Origin of the sequence: uncultured Granulicatella sp. (assembly GCF_963515095.1) — a bacterium.
GTDB lineage: Bacteria > Bacillota > Bacilli > Lactobacillales > Aerococcaceae > Granulicatella.
In genome coordinates this window covers 49,556-68,279 of record NZ_CAUPXD010000001.1, presented here as the reverse complement: position 1 = coordinate 68,279, position 18,724 = coordinate 49,556, and the positions used below count along the sequence as shown (strand labels likewise).

General features: G+C 32.3%; 13 protein-coding genes. 1 reads left to right on the top strand and 12 read right to left on the bottom strand.

Going from position 1 to position 18,724, the window contains the following annotated elements; genetic code table 11:
• Positions 1-582: 582 nt before the first annotated feature.
• The 7 genes from RWL86_RS00320 to RWL86_RS00290 all read right to left on the bottom strand — a co-directional run bounded on the left by RWL86_RS00320 (position 583) and on the right by RWL86_RS00290 (position 9,907).
• Positions 583-2,835, bottom strand: coding sequence for a heavy metal translocating P-type ATPase (locus RWL86_RS00320; protein ID WP_314076627.1), 2,253 nt, complete (start codon positions 2,833-2,835; stop codon positions 583-585).
• 22 nt (positions 2,836-2,857) lie between these two features.
• Positions 2,858-3,067, bottom strand: coding sequence for a heavy metal-associated domain-containing protein (locus RWL86_RS00315; RefSeq protein WP_314076626.1), 210 nt, complete (start codon positions 3,065-3,067; stop codon positions 2,858-2,860).
• 114 nt (positions 3,068-3,181) lie between these two features.
• Positions 3,182-4,423, bottom strand: coding sequence for a serine/threonine transporter SstT (gene sstT / locus RWL86_RS00310; RefSeq protein ID WP_314076625.1), 1,242 nt, complete (start codon positions 4,421-4,423; stop codon positions 3,182-3,184).
• A gap of 155 nt (positions 4,424-4,578) precedes the next feature.
• Positions 4,579-6,168, bottom strand: a complete 1,590-nt coding sequence (locus tag RWL86_RS00305) for an ABC transporter ATP-binding protein (protein ID WP_314076624.1) — start codon at positions 6,166-6,168, stop codon at positions 4,579-4,581.
• Positions 6,169-6,253: 85 nt separating this feature from the next.
• Complete coding sequence (locus RWL86_RS00300; RefSeq protein WP_314076623.1) at positions 6,254-7,105, bottom strand: helix-turn-helix domain-containing protein; 852 nt, start codon at positions 7,103-7,105, stop codon at positions 6,254-6,256.
• A 216-nt stretch (positions 7,106-7,321) separates the two neighbouring features.
• Positions 7,322-8,365, bottom strand: a complete 1,044-nt coding sequence (locus tag RWL86_RS00295) for a Fic family protein (RefSeq protein ID WP_314076622.1) — start codon at positions 8,363-8,365, stop codon at positions 7,322-7,324.
• A gap of 177 nt (positions 8,366-8,542) precedes the next feature.
• Positions 8,543-9,907 carry a hemolysin family protein gene (locus tag RWL86_RS00290; RefSeq protein WP_314076621.1) on the bottom strand — a complete coding sequence of 455 codons (1,365 nt, stop codon included), beginning with the start codon at positions 9,905-9,907 and terminating at the stop codon, positions 8,543-8,545.
• Between the two features lie 218 nt (positions 9,908-10,125).
• Between RWL86_RS00290 and cbpA the strand changes: the two genes are divergently transcribed.
• Positions 10,126-10,764: a cyclic di-AMP binding protein CbpA gene (gene cbpA, locus RWL86_RS00285; RefSeq protein ID WP_314076620.1), complete on the top strand. Its 639-nt coding sequence runs from the start codon at positions 10,126-10,128 to the stop codon at positions 10,762-10,764.
• A gap of 522 nt (positions 10,765-11,286) precedes the next feature.
• Here cbpA and RWL86_RS00280 read toward each other — a convergent pair.
• The 5 genes from RWL86_RS00280 to RWL86_RS00260 all read right to left on the bottom strand — a co-directional run bounded on the left by RWL86_RS00280 (position 11,287) and on the right by RWL86_RS00260 (position 18,713).
• The gene (locus RWL86_RS00280; RefSeq protein ID WP_314076619.1) at positions 11,287-12,234 is read right to left on the bottom strand and encodes an ABC transporter permease; all 948 of its coding nucleotides are present in this window, start codon (positions 12,232-12,234) and stop codon (positions 11,287-11,289) included.
• A gap of 4 nt (positions 12,235-12,238) precedes the next feature.
• Positions 12,239-12,979, bottom strand: coding sequence for an ABC transporter permease (locus RWL86_RS00275; RefSeq protein WP_314076618.1), 741 nt, complete (start codon positions 12,977-12,979; stop codon positions 12,239-12,241).
• 13 nt (positions 12,980-12,992) lie between these two features.
• A complete protein-coding gene (locus RWL86_RS00270) occupies positions 12,993-13,934 on the bottom strand; it encodes an ABC transporter ATP-binding protein (RefSeq protein ID WP_314076617.1) in 942 nt (313 codons plus the stop codon).
• 281 nt (positions 13,935-14,215) lie between these two features.
• The gene (locus RWL86_RS00265; protein WP_314076616.1) at positions 14,216-14,797 is read right to left on the bottom strand and encodes a TetR/AcrR family transcriptional regulator; all 582 of its coding nucleotides are present in this window, start codon (positions 14,795-14,797) and stop codon (positions 14,216-14,218) included.
• A 745-nt stretch (positions 14,798-15,542) separates the two neighbouring features.
• Positions 15,543-18,713, bottom strand: a complete 3,171-nt coding sequence (locus RWL86_RS00260; RefSeq protein ID WP_314076615.1) for an FtsX-like permease family protein — start codon at positions 18,711-18,713, stop codon at positions 15,543-15,545.
• Positions 18,714-18,724 lie beyond the last annotated feature (11 nt).

Here is an 18,724-nt window from a genome sequence, read left to right as displayed (position 1 = left end):
AGTCTATTTTTTTCTGAAATGATATTTTAAAATATGGATAAGATAAGGAAAACTAGACATCTAATGTAAGTGGAGATGAGTAAAAATGAGTAAGTTTTTATTTGGTAATTATTTGTTTTACGGTACTATTTTCGGCGTAGGAACAGTACTACTTATATATTACTTCTTACCTGACTTTTTCTTGTTATTTGTTCAACTATCTACTATTTGTTTTTATCTAGCATTACTGTATGCTTTTTTAAAATTTGTGTACAAAAAAATTAAAAATAAAACTTAGAATGTTACTTATCACAGCTTAGATTATGATGGTGTTATTTTAGATTTGAATTGGCAGTCAACATTTGCTTGCTACCCGAGGTGATGATAAATGGTAACAGTATTTGTGTTTGTTATGGGTTTGATTTCAGTGACAATAAGTATTGTATTAGTCTATAAAAAGAAGATTCAAGAATTTAATCCAATGAGTTTTTTAATATTTGTATTAATATTAATATTTATTTTGGCTGTAGCTTCCATGAATAATTGAAGCGACCACAAAAAATTAATTTTTTGTGGTCGCTTCATCCTCTTTTTATGTTCTATTTATTTTTCCAATTTTGATAATTTATGATTCAATCTTAGTGCGTTTAGCACAACTGATACGGAACTGAAACTCATCGCAGCTCCTGCTATCATTGGACTTAATAATGGGCCTCCAAAGAAGTGTAAAACTCCCATTGCTACTGGAATTCCAATTACGTTATAAATAAATGCCCAGAATAAGTTTTCTTTAATCGTCATCATTGTCATTTTACTTAATTGAATCGTTTTAGCCACTAATCTTAAATCATCTTGCATCATGACCATATCGGCAGTTTCAATGGCAACATCTACTCCAGATCCAATCGCAATTCCTACTGTTGCTTTAGCAAGTGCAGGTGCATCATTAATCCCATCTCCAACCATGGCTACTTGATAGCCTTCATCTAATAATTGTTGGACAACACTTGCTTTTTCATTTGGTAATACTTGACTATATACTGTCTCAATTCCTACTTCATTCGCAATCGCTTTGGCTGTTTTTTCATGATCTCCTGTTACCATTCGAACTTGAAGTCCTAAGGCTTTCATTTGTTGGATTGCTTCTTTACTAGTTACTTTAATCGTATCCGCAACTACAATAATTCCTGCTACTTGTTTTTGAATGGCTACGAACATGGCTGTTTGTCCCTGAGAAGCAACTCCATCAATTACAGCATTATAATCGTCTACCGCAATTCCTTGATTTTGTAATAATAAATGATTTCCTAGTAATACTTCTTTTCCATCTACAATTCCTTGAATTCCCATACCAGAAATAGATTGGAATTGTTCAATTGGTAAAACGTCAAACTCTTGTTTTTCAGCTTCTTCTACGATGGCTTTTCCTAATGGATGTTCAGAATGTTTTTCAATTGATGCTGCTACTTTTAGTACTTCTTCTTTTGAATAATCATTGAACACTTGAATATCGACTACTTTAGGTTTACCGTTTGTAATCGTTCCTGTTTTATCTAGTAATACAACTCCTACATGTCCAGCTTCTTCTAAAGCTGCACTACTTTTAATTAAAATCCCTCTTTTAGCACCGAAACCTGTTCCTACCATAATAGCAGTTGGAGTTGCTAATCCTAATGCACATGGACAAGCAATGACTAATACAGAAATCATCACGGTTACGACAAATTCAAAAGATTCTCCACCAATCAATCCCCAATATAGACCTGCTAAAAGAGATAATCCCATTACGATTGGAACAAAAATTCCGGCTACACGGTCTGCAATGGCAGCAATTGGAGCTTTAGATCCTTGCGCTTCTTCTACTAAACGAATAATTTGAGATAATGTTGTATCTTTCCCAACTTGGGTCACTTCAACTTGGAATGAACCGGTTGTATTCAACGTAGCTCCAACTACTTTGCTTCCTTCTTTTTTGAAGACTGGTACACTTTCGCCGGTAATCATGGATTCATCAACAAAGCTTTCTCCAGAAAGAATAACCCCATCCACAGGAATTTTTTCACCTGGTCGTACGAAGACTACTTCTCCAATTTGTAATTCCTCTACTGGAACCTCTACTTCTTTTCCATCACGAATGACTGTCGCTACTTTTGGAGATAAAGCGACTAATGATTGAATCGCTTGAGAAGTTCTTCCTTTTGTTAAAGTTTCAAAATATTTTCCTACAGTAATAAAAGCTAAAATGACTGCTGCAGATTCTACATAAAGATGCATCACATAATGATACTCTCCAGCAAAAATACGAATCGTACTCCATACACTATATAAAATGGCAGCACTCGTTCCCAATGCAACTAATGAATCCATATTCGGATGCTTTCTAATCAATGCCTTAAATCCATTCACAAAATAACTACGACCCACCCATAAAATAGGAGTTACTAAAATCAATTGCGTTACAGAAAATACAATTGGATGTTCCATCGGCTGTAAGATTTGTGGAAGAGGAAGTCCAATCATTTCACCCATCGCAATATAAAGTAATACAATGGCAAACACACCTGATATCCATGCTCTTACTTTAAGCGATTGTAATTGTTTTTCTTTTTTAATCGCTGTTTTTTCTAACACATCTTCTTCATCATTTATCAATATAGCCTGATATCCAGCTAGAGAAACAGTTTCCATAATTTTTTGTACATCTGCTTCCTTTGGATTAAATTGCACCATCATTTTTTCAGTCGCTAAATTCACATTAGCTTCTTTAACTCCTGGAAGATCTCGGACAACTTTTTCAACCGTACTGACACAACCAGCACATTGTAATCCTTCTAATGCAAATTCTTCTTTCTTCATGATTAACAACTCCTTCTTACTATTATGCTAATTCAGCTTGATATCCTGCTTTTGATACAGCTTCTATAATTTTTTGTTCCTCTACTTTATCTTGTAGAAATTCTACAGTCAGCTTTTTAGCTTCGAAATCAACACTTGCTTTTTCAACACCTTCAACAGCATTCACTGCATTTTCAACAGCTTTCGCACAACCTGAACATTTTAATCCTTCTACTTTAAATTCTTTTATCATTTTAAAACCGCCTTTCTTAAATTTACATTTGTAAACTTTATAAATTGATTATACCTCTTATTTAAAAAAAGTCAACACAAAAAAAGGAAGACCAAAAAGTCTTCCCTAGAAATGTTATTCTGCTAATTCAGGACGAACATCAATTACTCGACCTTCTTTTTTCCATTGACGGAATTCTGCTGCTGCTGTGAATAAAACGTCTGTTGATGAATTTAAGGCAGTTTCACAAGAATCTTGTAATACTCCAATAATAAATCCAACCCCAACAACTTGCATCGCAATATCATTTGAAATTCCAAATAAACTACATGCAACAGGAATTAATAATAATGATCCTCCAGCTACTCCAGAAGCGCCACATGCTGCTACTGTTGATAATATACTTAGTACTAGCGCTGTTAAGAAGTCTACTTGAATTCCTAAAGTATTAACGGCAGCTAATGATAACACTGTAATCGTAATTGCCGCACCCGCCATATTAATCGTTGCACCTAAAGGAATCGATACTGAATAGCTATCTTCATCTAATCCTAAATCTCTACATAATTCCATATTTACTGGAATATTGGCTGCTGAACTACGAGTGAAGAAAGCTGTAATTCCGCTATCTTTCAAACAACGGAAAACTATTGGATAAGGATTTTCTTTAATCATAAAGAATACAATAATTGGATTTACCACTAATGCAACAAAAAACATACTTCCAAGTAAAACCATAATTAGCTCACCATACGAAGCAAATACTCCTACTCCATTTTCTGAAACAGTTGTATATACTAACCCCATAATCCCAAATGGCGCACAACTAATTACTACTTTAACAACATGACTTGTAGCATCCGCCACTTGTTGTAAGATAGATTTTGTTGCTTCATCTGCTTTACGGAATGCAAAACCAAAAACAACTGCCCAAGATAAAATACCAATATAGTTTCCGCTCATTAAAGCATTCACTGGATTATCTACGATTTTTAAAATTAATGTTTGTAATACAGAAGCAATTCCTTCTGGTGCCTTAATCTCTGATACAGAATCTGTTAGAGTTAGTGTAATTGGGAATGCAAAACTAGCAATAACCCCCACTAATGCAGCTGCAAAAGTTCCGAATAAATATAAAATCACAATTGATTTCATATTTGTTTCATGTCCTTCTTTATGTTGTGCCAATGCACTTAGTACAATAAAGAATACTAATAATGGTGCGATTGCTTTTAACGCACTTACGAATACTGTCCCGATAGTTCCTACCGCTGCTGCTTGAGGAACGAAAATTCCTAATAAAATACCGATAATCATACCAATGACGATTCGGTTAATCAAACTTAATTGATTCCAAAAATTTAATACTTGTTTCATCTCTTTGCCCCTATTCTCTTAATATAGCGACAATCATACACAAACAAGCCCCATTCTGTCAATAAAAATCCACGAATTAGATACATTTGTTTTTGTTTCAGAAACACTTCTTTTTCACTGCTTATGAGGGGAAGAAAACTCTAGCATCTCTCTATTTACAAAATGATTTCTTCATCTAACAGAGATTTTAATCCTGCCGGAAGATGATGAGTTACCCAAAGAATGGTTAAATTTTCTTCTTGTAATAAAGACTGCATGATTTCTGTTCCAGTTTGAACATCTAAATTCGCTGTCACTTCATCTAATAATAACACTTGAGGATTTCTCACAAGCGCTCTTGCTAGAGAAATGCGTTGTAATTGTCCTCCAGACAAGGTTGAGGAAGTATCTCCAATCATTGTATCTAAACCTTGAGGTAATTGTTCCACGATGGATTTCAGCAATACCTGATCTAGTACATTCCAAATTTTCTCATCCGATATTTCTTCTTGAAAAACAATGTTCTCACGAATACTTCCTTGGAAAATATGAGGATTTTGTTCCACATAAGTAATGGAATCGTACAGTTTTGAATAGGGAATCGTATTTAATTCTTCTTGATATAAAGTTACATTCCCCTGATATCCTTCGTTTTTTCCACCTAAAATATTGAGCAGAGTGGATTTCCCTGTTCCACTTTCTCCCATAATGGCATATTTATGATTTTTGAATAAGGTTTTACTAAAAGGTTTCAAAACAATAGCATCCCCATAAGAAAACTGAAGATTTTCTATGTTGTATAATACTTCTGCATCATCCAATATTTCTACTGCATTCCCCTCTGCTCGTGTTGAGGGCGTTAATGTATGAATTTTTTCAAATAATGGTTTGGCACTAGTGACCATCGCTAATTCTTGACTCATATTTCCAACGGCATTGAAAATAGTTCCCGCCAAACTTGTCGTTGCCAAAATAGCCCCTACAGTTACCATTCCCTTTGTCACTAAATATCCTGTAAATAAAAAGATGGAAATTTGACTAAGGACATTCCCAAAGCCACCTAATACTGCTACTTTCGCAAAAGATTTACTATAATTTCTTCTAGTAAAGCCCAATTGTTCAGAAGCTTGATGAATTTTTTCTTTAAAATATTTCCATTGTTGAAACACAAAAATCGTATCGTACGCTAATAATACGTCAGAAATAATTTGATTCAATCGTTCATTTTCCTTTGTTTTATGCACGGTCTTCTTAGATAGTTCTTTAGCATAAATCTTCGGCAATAGAAGTAAAATACCAATTTCAATCATCACAACAACGACTAAACTCCAATGAATACTCCATAACCCAATCGTTGAAAATACGATTCCTAAAATTCCCCTTAACAAGGAAAAACTTGGATTGACTGCCATTTCTTGAATTTGATCCATATCACTTGTAAACCAAGCAATATAATCATGATTCTTCTTTTGATGAAAATGAGCATAAGATGTATTTGAAATAGCTTCACTTACTTCATCTCTCCAAATCGTTGCAATTTTTTGCTTTACAAAGGAGCGATAACGAAGATCCATATACGTCACTGCTAGAAAAACAGCATATACCGCTACTAGTAATAAGGCGCCCATTCCGAATTGATGAAAATCCAAATCCACCAGAGAATTTAATAAGTCTGCATGGATAAAGCTTGTCCATAACTCTAATCCTTCTAGGCTACAAAAAATAATGAAAATAGTTATGAGTTGTAATGTTAACTTTCGAATCATGTCATACTCCCCTTAAAAAACGAATGTTTACTTACAGTATACTTTCCCCTTAAATACTTTGAAAAAAATCATCCTATAGTTTGATTTATTCTATTTCACACAAAACACACTCTAAATATTCTTCATATTGAGAAGCCTTCTTCACTTCCTTTAAATTCTTAAAAATATCAATCATCTTCAAACACTCTTGTTCCCCTTTTTCTACATAACCTTGATAAATGTGAAGAATCCCTTGCAAATAGTTGAAACGAATTTTCTCATAATAAAATTCTTCATCTTGTAATACCTCTATTAAGTACTTTTCTACTTGGCTAGCTTCAGATGAATTTGCTTCAATATCTTCTAAAAAAATATTTAATAAAATGCGACACAACATTCGTTTATGCATCGTATTCTGTTTTCCTAAACGAGCTTTTCTAAAGATAGAATCTATATATAAATGTGTCTCTTTAGTGGATAAACAAAAAACAATATTCCCGAATAATTCCCATTCATAATCTCCCCACTCTTCTACTTCAAACAAATAGGATTGAATTACTTGTTTTTGTTTCACCTCAAGATTTTTACCTTGTAAATACTGTAGATGAGCTTCCACCAAAATTTGATTATGAAGATGTCGTCTATTTCTATCAACTTGAAACAATTCTTTTTCTTCCGCTTTTAAACTTTCTAATAAATAAACGTCTTTTTGACTTTTAAAAGTATCTAATTTTTGTAGAAATTCTTTTTGAGAATGTTTTGAAGTCACTAATTGTTCAAATTCATCTAAGGAGACATTTAACCGTTCTAACAAATTTAAAAAAATTTCACTCGTTATTTTACTTTCTCCTCTTTCAAACTTCGATAAAAAATTTTTACTTAAAATACCTTCCGCTAACTCTTTTTGTGTTAAATGTTTTTCTTGCCTAATTTTTTTAATAAATTCTCCATGTCCCATAACTTCTCCCCCAAGTCATCCTATAAGATTACTTTTTACACAATAATTTAGTTTTTATTATAATCATTTTTAAAAAGGAGTAAAGAATATGGCAGAAAAAATCATTGAGAATTCAACAAAAAATCCAAAACCACGCCCAAACTTATCAGAAATTATACAATATCTAAAATAAAAACTATCGAGTTCAGTTACCCGATAGTTTCTTTTAGTTTAAATCTATAGTTTCATATATTTTGTAGAACGACCATTTCCTACTTGTTGTATCTTTTCAGCAAGCTGTAATTCTTTTAGAGCTCGTTCAATCGTTCTTTGTGAAATATCTGGGCAAAGAATCATAATATCCTTTTTAGAAAGTGGCAATAATGATTTTTGAATCACTGTCAATACTCTTTCAGGAGATGTTAGTTGTTTTTCTCCTATTAATCTAAATCTATCATCACATTCTTTATATGCTTTCAAGATAACACCTAGCATATATTTGATAAATGGCAATTCATCGTTTTCTCCAGTATGCCATTTTTCACTTGAATGTTGTAATTCTTCATAATAAGACTCTTTTGTTTCCTCAATCAGCATTTCTATACTAATATACCGCCCTACAAAATATCCAAATTTATAGAGTAATAATAATGTTAAAATTCTACTCATTCTTCCATTTCCATCATCAAACGGATGAATACATAGGAAATCATGAATGAGCGCTGGAATTAAAATAAGTGGAGGAACATTTTCCTTTATCGCTTCGTTATAAGCCTTCACCATTTCATCAACATACATTTCTGTTTCAAAACTACTAACTGGTTGAAATCGAACTTTTTGATTTCCAAAAGCATCTACTTCTATAATACTATTATCCAATTTCTTAAACTTCCCGTTATGATTCACGAAAGAATAAGAATACAACTGATTATGCAGTGTTAAAATATCATTTTTATTAAACTCGATATAATCATAATTTTCATGAATTAGATCAAGCACATGCCTATATCCTGCAATTTCTTCTTCATTTCTATTTTGAGGCTCTGCCTTTTGATTCATCAATTCCTTCAGTCTTGCATCATTTGTATAAATCCCTTCAATCGCATTAGAGGATTTTGTACTTTGAATTTTAGCAACATCCACCATTTTTTCCAGTACATCCGGATAGTTTTCTACATAAAGCTCTTGTTTCCCTTTATATTCATGAATTTTAGCAATATGATGATAAATATTTACAGGTATAGATAGTTCCATCAGTTTTAAATAATTAAATTGTCTCAAAATATCCCCTCCATCTTTTTCTACGCCATTATATCATATTTGGCGTAGAAAAACTATAAATGGCGAGATTAATCTACGCCATTTTTAACGTTTTGGCGTAGAAAAATCGAAACTGGCGAGATTAGCCTCTCTAAACACAAAAAACTACCGAGCCTGTTGCCCGATAGTTACGATATATTATTCTTCTGTTTCTTCTTCGTTTTCTTCTTGTTCGTACGCTTCTACTTCTTCCGGAGTTAGTAAGTGCACATGAATACGACGAATTCTTCCATTTTCTACTAATGTTGGTTTTAATAAGACATTTTCTTGACGAACTTCTACCACTTCGTCATCTTCTGGGAAATATCCTAAGTCTTCTAAAATAATTCCCGCCATTGTGTCCACTTCATCTGAATCAATCGTTGTTTGGAATGTTTGATTGAATTTTTCTAATGTCATTCCCGCATCAATTAAGAAATTCTTCTCATCAATTTCACGGTAACTCATTTCTTCCACATCATACTCATCTTCAATTTCACCGACAATTTCTTCGATTAAGTCTTCCAATGTCACGACACCTTCGACTCCACCGTATTCATCTTTTAAAATCGCCATATGTTGACGTGTTTTTCTAAATTCGACTAATAAATCATCTACGAAAATCGTTGATGGAACAAATAATGGCTGATGCGCTAAATCCATTAATTGGATTTGATCGAAGCCTTGTTCTTTTGCCGCTCTTAAAACGTCTTTAGAGTGTAAAACTCCAATGACATTATCTTTATCTTCTTCATAAATTGGAAAACGTGAATAAGAACTACTTAAAATGATTTCGATATTTTCTGCTAGATCATCTTCCACATCAAGCATTAATGTGTCCGTTCTTGGTACCATCACTTCTCTAGCTAGTTTTGAATCCAGCGATAAGACCCCTTGAAGCATTGTAAATTCCTCTTTATCAATCGCTCCATCATTGCGGCTATTCGCTAGAAGAGATTTCATTTCACTACGCGTTAATTTTTCTTGTTCATTATTAAATTCAATCGGTGTCATTCGTTTTAAAATACCCGTTGAAACGGTTAAAATCCATACAAATGGTTTGGAAACTTTTTTGACAAATAAAATAATTCCTGCCGTATGTAAGGCAATCGGTTCCGCTAATTGTAAGGCAACTTGTTTCGGATACAATTCCCCAAATACCAATGTTAAATAAGATAAGATTACAGTCACAATCAAAATTGCTAACGTTTCTGCACCCGGTACATTCTCCAATAATGGTTGAATACGAGAAGCAAAACTTGTTGCTGCAGAAGCACTTGAGAAGAATCCTGCTAAAGTAATCGCTACTTGAATCGTTGCTAAAAATTCATCCGAATTTTCTAATAAACGCATCACTCGTTGCGCCTTCTTATCTCCTTCACTCGCTTTTTGACTCATCTTTCCTTGATTGACCGATACAAAGGCAATCTCCGCTGCTGCAAAAAATGCATTTATGGCAGTTAATAGTACAATAATTAAAATCTGGATTCCCAGCGAACTCCCATCAGAATCTGCTGTCATCATTCAGTTATCCCCTTTGCTTTATTAAATTTTTAAAAATATACAAATATCATACTCACTTTTTTCTGAAAATGCAAGATATGTCCATTATATAGAGATTTTTGCCCTCTATTTTAATAGATTTCTAGTTACTTTTTAAGCAAAAAGTGGTATTATCAATAATGAAAACGTGTCTATATTTTACAAAACACGAAAATTGATTTCAAGAAAGGGGCATATCTATGCTATTAAAATCACTTGTTATTCCTAAGAAGAGTTTAACGGTTGTTAAAGAATCTTGTACTCTTGAAGAAGCCATTGTTATTTTAGAAAATTCTGGATACCGTTGTGTTCCAGTTTTAGATGAAACAGAAACTTTCTTCCGTGGAAATATTTATAAAATGCACATCTATCGTCATAAAGCAAATGGGGGCGATATGAGCTTACCGGTTACTCATTTAATTAAAAACACTACGAAATTTATCAATATTACAAGTTCGTTCTTCAAAGTGTTCTTTACAATTAAAGAATTACCTTACATTGCTGTATTAGACGATTCTCAACGTTTTTATGGTATTTTAACGCATAGTAGTTTATTAAATATGCTTCAAGAATCTTGGAGTGTGAATAATGGTTCTTATGTTTTAACAATCATTTCTGGTGGGGAAAAGGGATCATTAGCTCAAATTTCTAAGATTATTAATCAATATGCTTCTATTGCCAATGTGATGACGTTAGATACGGAAAGAGATCGTACACTTCGTCGTCTGTTAATTACTCTTCCAGCAGGAGTTTCAAACGAAACATTGAATCAAATTATTGCAGCGCTAGAGAAAAAAGACTTTTCAATTGCTGAAGTGGAAGATTTGAACGACTACTAAATACGAATACTAAACAAAAATAAAAACAGAAAAAGTCTACGCTTTAGTAGCTAGGGACGCCAGCAGCTTCGCTTTGCGAATCTCATGGCTAAAAATTGAGCCTCGGTCTCAATTTTTCCCGTACTATAAGCCCTTGTGGCTTATAGTACCAAAGCTACAGCGCTCCAACTTTTTCTGTTTTTATTTTTTTGTGTGCCGTTTACTCTATTCCTACAAACATCAAAATATTAAAAAACGTAAACCTAACTATAGTTATCATCAATTTCATAGCAAACGTAAGTAAAATGATTCAACGTAAATATATAAATAAAACAGATAAATTAAAATATCCTTCAGCATTCGACAAAAAATGCTCAACTGATTTTGAAATTATTAGCGAAAAAATATGAAAAATATTTTCAAATTTACTAAGCAATAGAAAAGTAGGCATTTTTCAAACGAAAACAAGGCTCCTAAAACATTGTTAAATCAATGTTTAGGAACCTTTTGGCTTCTGTAAAGTGTCAAACTCCGAAAAATATATTATTCACCTACTTTTTGATTTTGTAAGTAATTTGCAATCAGGAAGAACAAAAGTATGTAACCTACAATTACTGTAATCGAATAAGATAAATTAGTTAGATTACCATCAATACTTTTTCCTAAATTCGAAAAATAATACTGAGGAAAGATATAATGTATCTTATCTTGAATAGAATCTTTTTTTACAGAAAACAATGCACCTGAAAGAAGCATAGTTATAACAGATACCATTGTTCCGATTATAAGCGCTCCTTGATTTTTTTTAGTCAAAGTAGATAAAAATATTCCAAAGTTTGCTGAAAATAGCTCAATTAAGAGAATATATAGGACTAACTTCCATGAAATATTAAGATCAAATAAAGGAAGTAAAATTAAACTACTTAATAAATTAGTAGTAAATAAAATCAAAAAATTAAAGACTACCTGTTGTAGCACATAAGAAAAATTGGAAACTCCGCTTAGATAGATTCGTTTATCCAGTCCATTTCTATCATCAAAATAAAATCTGTATAGTATTAACGAGAGTATCATAGAGCTCATAACCATAACAGTAATAATAATTTTATAATAACTATTACTGCTAGAAGTAATTAATAATTTCCCTTCATTTAAATACTGACTTAAGTTCATACCTAAAGTTGAATTTCTGACTGTAGTTACTTTATATTTTCCATCCTCTTTGTTGATATATGCATCGTATTCACCTGATATTAGATTAGTATAATAGTTCATATCTCTTTCTACTTCTTTGATAGAAATGTTGTTATTGTTCATCTCTAATAGTTCAATTGCAGTTTTTGTTACACCAATCTTTACTTTTTGACTTTCCATTGTTACAACAAACGATGTTGCTGCGATGGTTATAAAAACAAGTAGAAAAGATATAATAGCATATGTTTTTTCTTTCAAAAAACGTTGTAAGTTATTTCTTAAAATAATAAATTTCATTTTTTCACTCTCCAAAATTTTCAGGTCGATACTTAAAGTGAATGATAATTACAAATAGTACTGAACATAGTAACAAAATTGATAGTGTATTAAAATATGAACTATAATTTTTATCGTAAATGATACTAAAAAAAGTTGACATCACTTTTGAAATTGGGGATAAGGCAGATAAATTAGCAATTTTTTCCCCAAAGATATACATTGGGAAAAATAAACCAGATAAAATTGCTAAAACATTAATAACTAGATTTAAAATTTTTGTTACAATATCTTCACTTTTTAACAATACACAGAAAGCACCTCCAAATGTGATAGAAAAAATTACTAAGGCTAAGTCAAGCAACAAACTATAGGCAATATTAGATTTACCATAGTTTACCACCCCTGTACTATTAAAGATAAGCATATAAAAAGCTAGGATCAGATATGAAATAAAAATAGCAACTATTAATTTTGACAAATAAATCTTATAACGTGGAATCGGAGAATATACAATTCTGTAATTTGCATACTTCACATTACTCCCAAATAATAATTCTGGCAATATAATTACTGTTGCCATGGACAAATAAATCAGCATTGTAACACCATAATAATCATATGATGTTAAAATATCATCACTAAAAATCGATCCAAATACAAACCCTGTTATTAATATCAGAACAATTGGATAAATTAGCAGATACATCATAATTGGCTTATTTTTTAAAAGATTCACTGTATCTTGTTTCATTATTGTTAACATTACAACATCACCACTAATCTCTTAAATTTTTACCAGTTAATAGTAAGAAAACATCTTCTAAATTTCTCTTTACCATTGTAATACTGGTGATATTTAAATTAAATTTAATTAAAACCTCTAGTACACTATTAATCGACATAGAGTCCTCACACATACTAAAGATTATTTCAAATTCATCTTTTTGGCTTAATTCTTCGACATTTGTTAATTCACGAATCTCATCTAACACTGCAGGAGGTAACTTTTTATCTACTCTAATTTGATAATTAGAATTGCTATAATATTCTAAAATATCATCAAGAGAACTATTCAAAAGTACCGCTCCACCATCCATGATAATGACACGGTCACAAATTTGTTGCACCTCTTCCATGTAGTGAGTTGTGTAAATGATAGTAGCTCCCTCATCTCTCAACTTCTTAATTGAATCGAGAATATGATTCCTAGATTGTGGATCAATTCCTACTGTTGGTTCATCAAAAATAATCAATTTAGGGTTATGTGCTATTGCACATGCAATATTCAGACGTCTTTTCATACCACCAGAAAAAGTTGATGGTTTGTCATCTTTTCTGTCTTCAAGTCCAACTTTTTTTAATGCATTTTCAACTTTTTCATTAATTTCGCTTTTTTTGACTCCGTATAAAGAAGCAAAGAATTTAACATTCTGTGCGGCTGTGATATCTTCATAAATAGCCAATTCTTGAGGAACAATTCCGAGTTGTTTCTTTACATCCTTGATGGACAAATTTTTATCATTAAAAAATATTATTTCGCCTTCATCAGACTGTAATAAAGTAGATAAAATATTTATTGTCGTACTTTTTCCTGCACCATTTGGTCCTAAGAAACCAAGAATTTCACCTTTTGTAACATGAAAATTTAAATTATCTAATGCTTTTCTTCCGTTTTTATACGTTTTTGACAGTTTTTTAACTTCTAAAAGATTTTCCATTTTTTCTTCCTTCCTTCATTCTTTAATAATTCTTTTGATTTTTCAAGGAAATATTCCTTTAAATGCGTTATTTCGGATTCAGTGCACAATTCATTTCGATATTTAATTATGGCTTGTAAACATCCCCCAATTTTCACAAATCCCTAATTAATATTAAACATACCTTGTTTTCTTATTTATTCTGTTTGAATTTCTTAAATATCTATTCTAAAATTATCCAAACTGATTGAATATTAGTAAATAAAATAATCACTAAATTATAATATGCTATTTTAACCTCATTACTCACTAAAACTAATACTAAAAATAATATTTACAAATTTTTCGATATATTTCTCTTTTTCAACTTCGCTATCAAATTTTGAAAAACTAGGGTATGAATTTTGAATTAAATTCATAATCATTTTTGCTTCCAGTAAAGGGGGATTTTCTTTAAGTTCTGGATTAATAACTGTAAGTATCTCTACAATAATGGAAACCATCTTTTGATTAAAATAAATCATTAATTTTTGAAACTCTTCATCTTTTCTTGAAAGTAATAAAATATCACTATTTAAAAAGTTATTTTCCCAATTATTATCTATTTCATTAATTAAAAATTCTTTGAATTTAATTTCTGAACGAATATTTTTTCCTGTAATTTCTTTTTGTAAGACTTCCATTTGTTTTAAAGAATAGTTGAAAAATGTCTTGATTAATTCTTTAAAGACATCTTCCTTACTACTAAAATAATTATAAAAAACTCCCACAGAAACTCCTGCAACCTTTGTAATCTCTTTTGTTGTAATAGAAGTTATGCTTCTATCCTTTAAGAGAACATCTGTAGCCTTTATTAATTTTTGTTTATTATCATCTTTTTCCATAGTTACCTCAAAGTAATTTTATTTTTATAAATGAATTATAGTTCATTTTTTTATTAATTTCAATCTTTTTATGAACAAAAGTTCATTTTTAGTAATGAAATCTTTTTAAAAATGAATAAAAATTCATTAAAAAGTCTATTTTTATATATAATAATTACCTCCCCCATTATGCTAGTTAATTTTAAAATAGCAGAAATTATGAACCAGAATAATTTGTTAAATTCGTAACGGGAGTCCGGCTAGTCCGAGAGTTTGATACTTGTAAAAATTTCAATAATATAGTGCCACCAAAAAATTAGACAAGCAGAAAAAAATTAAAGAACATTAGGATAATTATGCTTTTCGTTGAATTCATCGTAACCGCAAGAAAAGTAATTCAACGTAAATACATAAATAAAGCAGAAAAAGATGGAGCTTTGTAGCTTGAGAAATATAAGCCTTCTCGGCTTATATTACAGGAAAAAACGAGACCGAGGCTCGTTTTTTAGCCATGAGACCGTAGGTCTGCTGGCGTCCTTAGCTACTAAAGCGTAATCTTTTTCTGCTTTATTTTTTACGTCCTCACCTTATTTCCAAAGTGAATGAAAAGGAAAATGTAGCATTGGTGATATAAGCCAGATTGGCTTATATCACTGGGAAATTCGAGACCTAGGCTCGAATTTTAGCAATGAGATTCGCTTCGCGAAGCTGCTTGCGTCCATTGCTACAGATATTTTTAATTATTTTCTATTTTTATTTTTTCGTATTAATCAACAGACTTCAAAGCCTCTAACATATCAACCTTTTTTAGCATATGGTTCACTAATATTCCTAGCACTGCTAAAATCAAAACGATAAAAATACACGGCCAAATATAAACATCCAACCCGACTTGCGGATTGAATCGTACAAACGTAGGTGCCACCGCTTCAATAATCACACGATGCAATACCTTCCCCAACAATAGCCCCACACCAATCCCAATCAAAGAAAGAACCATCGTTTCACGATAAATATATAAAGTCACCTCTCGATTCAAAAAGCCTAATACCTTGATGGTTGACAATTCCCGAATCCGCTCTGCCACATTAATCGTTGTTAAATTATATAAAATAACAATAGCTAACAGAACTGACACAATCGTTAATAAGATCATCACTCGACTCAATGAACCAACAATCGTTTCAATTCGATGAATCATAGAAGTATTTTGAACAACAGCCTTCACTCCATCTTGAGCTAATAACTGAGCAGACATCTTACGTACACTATCCGCATCTTTTTCTTTAAAACTAACAAAGCTTGCGTTTTTTGTTGGAGTTTCTTGAGCTAGTGTTTCATAAACCGTTGGCGACATGATCATAAAGTGCCCTGCATACATTTCAATAATGCCTGACACAACCATCTCTTTCGTCACACCGTCTTTAATTGGTAAACGAACCTTTTCACCTTCATGAACATTCAATAACTGGGCTAATTTTTTCGACAAAAATACTCCATCGTTCGTAAGAGATTTCTGTCGCTTTGTTTTCGCATCATACAAGTGTATATAACGACTTAACTCTACCTCTTCTCCTACTAATATGGTTAGGGATTGCTCCTCATGTACTCCAGGAATTTTAGTAGCAATCGTTTCACTATGTACATCACTATAATGCTCGATTTCTTTTGTTGCTAATAATTGGTTCAAGGCTTCTTGTTCTTTTCCCGTCATCACCGCTTCTTTGATAACAATGGCATCATACGTAATAATTTCCCCAAATTGGCGATGTGAAATACCTGATAAAGAAGATAAAATTCCTCTTCCGGCAAATAATAAAGCCACTGAACCAGCTACCCCAAATATTGTCATCAACATTCTTTGTTTATAACGGAAAATATTTCGTGCTGTTACCTTTTGAGTAAAACTGAATCTCTTCCAAATAAATGGTACATATTCCAACCAAATTTTAGAACCTACACTTGGAGCTTTTGGTAATAGTAAACTTGCTGAACTTTCTTTTAATTCTCGATACGCAATCCATATAGGTGGAATAACACTACAACCAATCGAACATAGTAGCGCTACTAAAGTAATCGGGAAATTAAATAGGAGAGAAATCGAAGGCAAGATTGTTTCTTTTAATAAAGTAACCCCTAATATACTTGGTAAAAAGTAAGTCCCTAATCCGATTCCTATAATTGTTCCAATCATTCCCGCACTAAATCCATAAAAAGCAAATTTTTTCATCACATCAAAAGTACTATAACCTAGCGCTTTTAAAATGCCGGCATTCATTCGTTCTTCATTGACAAAACGAGTCATCGTTGTCACTGTCACAAGAGCTGCTACAGCATATAATACAACCGGGAATAAATTCGCTACAGCAATAATCCCTTCTGCAGTAGACTTCATATTTAAATAGCCTTCACTGCCTAGCATCGTCGAGCGAGTATAAACAGAATAACGAGGTTTCGTTAGTTTAGAAGCTTTGACTTTTGCATCTTCTAAATCCGTTTTAGCTTGACCAATCTTTTCTTCAGCTTTTTCTTTTTCATCTGTATATTGGTTTTGTTTTTCTTCAATTTCTTGTTTTGCTTTTGATAAAGCTTCTTCACCCACCGAGACTTGTCTTTTTCCTTCTGCTAAAGCTGTTTGCCCAGCATCTAGCGTATTTTGTTTAGACTGAATGATTGCTAATCCCTCTTGGTATTGTTTCAAGCCCTCTTGATAACTAGCCCAACCATTCTCGTATTGCGTTAATCCTTGTTCATAAGCGGTAGTTCCCGCATCCAATTCTTGTTTTTGTTGAAGAATTTTTTCTTGCATAGCAGATAATGCTGTTTGAGGAAGCCCTTTTTCTTTTTGAGATTCGAATTGCTTTTCTGCTTCTGCTAATTTCTTTCTACCTTCTTGTAAGGTGCTATTTTGCTGATCCAACGTTTGTTTGGAAGTTTCTAACTGTACTCGATTAGCTTCCAGTAATTTAAACTGATTTTGTAAATTTTGCTTTGCTTGTTGAATTTCTTGATTTCCTCTATTGAGAGATGCCTGATTTTGAGCGAGTTCATTTTGGCTTTGAACTAATTTACCTTCTTGATTTGCGACTTGTTGTTTTCCATCTTCGAGCTTCGTTTTTCCCTCTTCTAGTTGATTTTGAGCTTTGGAAATTTGTTCTTCTCCCTCTTGAATTTTTCCATCTGCTTCTTCTTTTAAATCATTCAACCTTACCGTTCCATTATCAGATAATTTTTCCTCGATGGATTGTTGAATCCCAACCACTTCATCTAAGTATTCCCTACTAAATGTTTTTAAACTGCGTAAGTTCGGGTAACGTAAACGAGCTATCGTATAAACAGATCTATCAAAACTTTCTTGTAGAACAATGGCAAATCCTGATAAGTCCCCACTTCCTGCAGTTGAGACTCCTTTACTATTTTTCGATAAAATTTCACTCGAATGAGCAAATCCCACAATTTTAAACTCGTGCTGTTTTAATAATGACGGAGATTTCACTTCATTTAAATTGATGAGATTCCCGATTTGATAACGATTGGATAACTGTTCATCTAATACGACTTCATCCAGATGACTTGGATAAGCTCCACTCACTAATTCTACTTCCGATTGCTGAGCAGTCTTAGAAAATACTCGAATCGCTTTTGGACTGTCTGCTATCACGGTATCTACAAAATATCCAAATTCAACTTCGGCATTTTCTTCTCGTAATTCTTCTTGATCTTTTGGACTTAATCCATAATCTGCCAATACAAAAATATCCGCTGTATGATATTTTTCCAAATATTGATGAACCGTCTCTTGAATATCCGGACCTGAAACTTTTAATCCCACTAATGCAAATGAACCGAGCATCATTAAACATAAGATAGATAAAAATCTTCCCTTCGATTCCTTCAATGAAGAAAGAATCGCTTTATTCAATATTTTTTTCTTCACGATTCTTCTCC